Here is a 4,912-nt window from a genome sequence, read left to right on the forward strand (position 1 = left end):
ATTCCATGTCAAATGGCTTATCTTAAAGAGAAATACAATATTAAGTAAAGAGATATGTCATCATGTCAGTGAATGTCACTATGTTTCTGTGATATAATTATACTGGAATGAATAGCGAAGCCGTCCTTAGGGGCGGCTTTTTTGTTGGAGGGGGTGTTGTTATGGCTGAACTGGCTGATGCTCGGGAGGAGCTTTTTGCGAAAAATTATATCGTGGCAGGCGATGCGTATAAGGCTGCATTAGATGCGGGATATGCGAAAAGTACGGCGAAGGATGCCAGTAAGTGGATCAACAGCCCGATAAAACCCAACGGTAAGGTAAATAAGAAGTATAAGGAACGCGTAAAGAATCGGATCAAAGAGCTGATGGATGAAAAGAATGACGAGCTGATAGCCAAGGCGGATGAGGTGCTGAAATATCTTACTGCTGTTATGCGCCGAGAAGAGGTTGAGAATGTTGTTGTTACTGTTTCCGAGTCGAATGAGCAATGGCTGCCTGATGAGAACGGCACGATGCGAAAAAGAAAGATCGTATCGGAGCGGCCGCAGATCATAGAGATACCGACGAAGGTAGCAGATGCCAACAAGGCGGCGGAGCTTTTGGGAAAACGATATTGCCTTTTTACGGACAATGTGAATCTTGCGGGTGTGCTGCCTGTGATCATCAGCGGAGAGGATAATATTGCAGAGTAATATTTATCTGCCGGATGTGATCGGCGGCGGATACGGTGCGTTCTGGCGAAGCAGGCATCGTTATCGGGCGGTCAAGGGCAGTCGCGGAAGCAAAAAGAGTAAGACGACGGCACTATATTATATCTACAAGATGATGCAGTATCCTGCGGCGAATCTCCTCGTGGTGCGGCGTAATTTCCGTACGCTGAAGGATAGCTGTTATTCTGATCTTTTGTGGGCGGCAGAGCGGCTGGGTGTGTCGAATCTCTGGAAAGGGACGACAAGTCCGCTGGAGCTGACGTATCTGCCGACGGGTCAGAAGATCCTGTTTCGCGGTCTGGACAACGGCTTGAAGATCACGTCTATCAGTGTGCCGAAGGGAGTGCTGTGCTGGGTCTGGATCGAGGAGGCTTACGAGGTCACGAATGAGGCTGATTTCGATAAGCTGGATATGTCTATTCGCGGTCAGATGCCGAGCGGTCTGTGGAAGCAGATCACACTGACGTTCAATCCGTGGAGTGCGAACAGCTGGCTGAAGAAGCGTTTTTTTGATGTGGAGAGCAGGCTGATCTTTACGGCGACGACTACGTATGAGTGCAACGAGTGGCTGGATGAAGCGGATGCTCTGCTGTTCGAGGAGATGAAGCGTGACAGTCCGCGCCGATATCGTATAGAGGGTATGGGCGACTGGGGCATATCGGAAGGTCTGATCTATGAAAAGGTTCGATATGAGACGTTCGATACAGATGCTGTGCGTGCGCTGCCGAATATCATTTCTGCGTTCGGTCTGGATTTTGGGTTTACCGATCCGACGGTGCTTATCTGTATGCTGATCGATAACAAGAACAAGATCATATATGTGTTCGATGAGTGGTATAAGCGGGGCGTGACGAATGCTCAGATCGCAGAGCGGATCAAGGCAATGGGCTATGGTGGTCAGCGTATCGTGTGTGACTGTGCCGAGCCGAAGAGTATTGCAGAGCTGCAGGAGTACGGTATACGCGGTGCGGAGCCAAGCCGAAAGGGAAAGGACAGCGTGCTTCATGGGATACAGTTGATGCAGAATTATACGTTCGTTGTGCATACGCGGTGCAGGGAGTTTTTTAAGGAGATATCAAATTACTGCTGGGCGACAGATCGGTTCGGCAAGCCGATCGATAAGCCCGAGCATGAGTTTTCGCACGGCCCTGACGCGGCGCGGTATGGTGCGGGCAAGGTATTGACTGCAGACAGATTCAGTTTTGAGTGAGGTTGAGAAGATGATCGGAATGGATGAGTTTAAGCACATTCTGCAGACAGGGGCGGCAAGCAGTATGACATTCAAGGAGTTTTTGGAGGTCGAGATCGACCGATGGAGACGCAGTCATAAGCGCAGAATGATGCTGGTAGGTGAGCGGTATTATAACGGCGATCACGATATTTTGCGGCGCAAGCGTGAGGTGATCGTGGAGGGCGGCGCGAGGATAGAGGATGAGAATCTCCCGAACAATAAGCTGGTGGATAATCAATTTGCAAAGATGGTCGATCAGAAGGTGAACTATCTCTTGTCGAAGCCGATCGTGTACGAGAGCGAAGATGCCAAATATAATGAGCTTTTGGCGGGGATATTCAATGCCAAGTTTCAGCGCATCTTAAAAAATGGCGGTGTAGATGCTTTTTGCGGCGGCGGCAGCTGGCTGTATATCTACATTGACGACAAAGGCAAGCTGCAGTTTCAGCGATTCGCACCGTATGAAGTGCTGCCGTTCTGGAAGGACAGCGAACATGACGAGCTGGATTGTGCTGTGCGTGTATATCAGGTGGAAGCGTATGAGGGCAGAGAACTAAAAACGATCGAGAAGGTAGAGTTGTTCAAGCTTGACGGTATCGAGCGGTATGTACTGAAATCAGGCAAGCTGATCGCTGATGTGGACAATCCGTCGGAGAGCTACATTAAGGCCGGCGATACCGAATACAACTGGGAGCGTATCCCGCTCGTGTTCTTCCGTACCAACGCACAGGAGATACCGCTTATCAAGCGGGTGAAAGGATTGCAGGACGCACTGAATACGATGCTGTCCGATCTGCCGAATGGAATGGAAGAGAACGCGGGCGGACAGAGCATTCTTGTCGTCAAGAATTATGACGGCACGGATCTGGGCGAGTTTCGGCGGAATCTTGCCACGTTCAAGGCCGTTAAGGTAAGAACACTGGACGGCGCGGACGGCGGGCTGGAGAGTCTGCAGATCGAGGTCAATGCGGCGAACTATGAGGTCGTTCTGAAGCTGCTGAAAAAAGCCATTATCGAGAACGCAATGGGATACGATGCAAAAGACGATCGGCTGGGCGGCAACGCAAACCAGATGAACATCAAGAGCATGTATTCGGACATCGATCTGGCGGCGAGTGAGATGGAGACCGAGTACCAGGCATCCTTCGTGCAGCTGCTGGAGCTTGTTACCGCATATCTGTCAGCATCGGGAAACGGCAACTACAGCGGGAAGCCCGTGACGATCACGTTCAATCGGGATATCATCATAAACGAGATCGAGATCATCAATGCACTCGTCAGTCTCGGTGTGAAGGTATCGAACGAGACGCTTCTCGGACAGCTGCCGTTTATCAACAACGTACAGAAAGAAGTCGAGCGTGTAAAAGAGGAAAGCGTATCGGATATGGCGATGTACAGCAGTGCATTCGATCCGAGCAATGGAAAAACGGAAGAATAAAAAAGACACTGCTTAAGCGGTGTCTTTTTTGTTGGGGGATATGATGCAGAGCAAGCAGTATTGGGAGAAACGATTCGAACAGCTGACTGCCGCACAGCTGGATAAAGGCGAAGAATATTTCCGCAATCTCGAAAGGCAGTATCAGCAGGCAATAGCGGAAGTCGAAAAAGACCTTGCCCGATGGTATACGCGCTATGCAAGCGAGAACGGCATTACACTGACAGAGGCAAAGCGTCTCCTTAAAGGCCGCGAGCTGGAAGAATTCCGTATGGATGTGCAGGAATATATCGCAAAGGGCAGGACGCTGAAATATTCGAGCCAATGGGCCAAACAACTCGAAGCGGCAAGCACGAAGTTCCATGTATCTCGTCTGGAGGCACTTAAACTGCAGATGCAGCAAAAGGCAGAAGCAGTCCATGCAATGCAGGCAGAGGGACTGGACAAGCTTACACGCGATATCTATGCGGACGGCTATTACAAGACCGTCTTTGAGGTACAGAAAGGCTTCGGCATCGGCTTCGATATGATGCGGCTCGATCACAACCGAATAGACAAGCTGATCGCCAAACCGTGGGCGGCAGACGGCAAGAATTTTTCACAGCGTATCTGGGGCAATCGCACGCAGCTGGTAGGTGAACTGGAAAACCGATTAACGCAGAGCATCATCCGCGGACAGTCGCCGAAAAAGGTCATTGCCGAAACAGCAGAGCGGTTCCATGTAAGCAAGAGCAGAGCAGGTGCGCTCGTGATGACCGAGAGCGCATTCTTTGCCTCTGCTTCACAGAAGGATGCGTATACTTCTCTGGGAGTGGAACAGTATAAGGTCCTTGCCACGCTCGACAGTCACACCTCGGAGATGTGCCGAGCGATGGACGGCAAGGTCATGCCCATGAGCGAACATAAGGCAGGCGTAACAGCCCCGCCGTTCCATGTGCGCTGCCGTTCTACAACGGTACCGTACTTCGATGATGAGTTCAGCATAGACGATCAGAGGGCGGCAAGAGATGCAGACGGCAAGTACTACACCGTGCCTGCCGATATGACGTATGAGGAATGGAAGAAAACTTTTGTAGACGGCGGCAGCAAAGAGGGATTGGCAAAAAACATCAAAACGCCTGATAGCACAGAGGATGTTGCGACACCCCTCAAAATGCCTGTCAACACGGAAGATGTTGCGGCAGGTGTTGAATTGCCCACTGACTTAGTTGCTGATACTAAAATAGCGGATGACATAAAGAACGGTATTTTAAATAGCATTAAGGCTATGCAAGAAGAATATGATATAAAACTTGACAGGATATCGTATGAAGATATTTCTGGTCAAGGGAAAATACCGTTGCAGTTTTACCCGATTCGCGCAGGGCGTAATTTTAAATATAAATTGATCGTGAATAGTGGGTATGATTGGAATGAAACCCTTGAACTGTTCAACGAGAGGATTTATAATAAAAATTATAAGAACGGCTTGCTAGCAGCTAAAAATTTAACGGATTTAATCAAGCATGAAATGGCACACGTTCTTACGTTCCAAGA

4 protein-coding genes are annotated in these 4,912 nt (G+C 49.7%); all 4 read left to right on the plus strand.

The features are described 5' to 3' along the window. Positions 1-161: 161 nt before the first annotated feature. Positions 162-692, plus strand: a complete 531-nt coding sequence (locus IJN28_06765; protein ID MBQ6713466.1) for a terminase small subunit — start codon at positions 162-164, stop codon at positions 690-692. After that, positions 682-1,920 carry a PBSX family phage terminase large subunit gene (locus tag IJN28_06770; protein ID MBQ6713467.1) on the plus strand — a complete coding sequence of 413 codons (1,239 nt, stop codon included), beginning with the start codon at positions 682-684 and terminating at the stop codon, positions 1,918-1,920. Before IJN28_06765 ends, IJN28_06770 begins: the two co-directional genes overlap by 11 nt. 10 nt (positions 1,921-1,930) lie before the next feature. Further along, the gene (locus tag IJN28_06775) at positions 1,931-3,379 is read left to right on the plus strand and encodes a phage portal protein (GenBank protein MBQ6713468.1); all 1,449 of its coding nucleotides are present in this window, start codon (positions 1,931-1,933) and stop codon (positions 3,377-3,379) included. 40 nt (positions 3,380-3,419) lie between these two features. Further along, on the plus strand, positions 3,420-4,912 hold a 1,493-nt coding region (locus tag IJN28_06780), incomplete at its 3' end, for a minor capsid protein (protein ID MBQ6713469.1).

The sequence above is a fragment of the Selenomonadales bacterium genome (assembly GCA_017442105.1).
GTDB lineage: Bacteria > Bacillota > Negativicutes > RGIG982 > RGIG982 > RGIG982.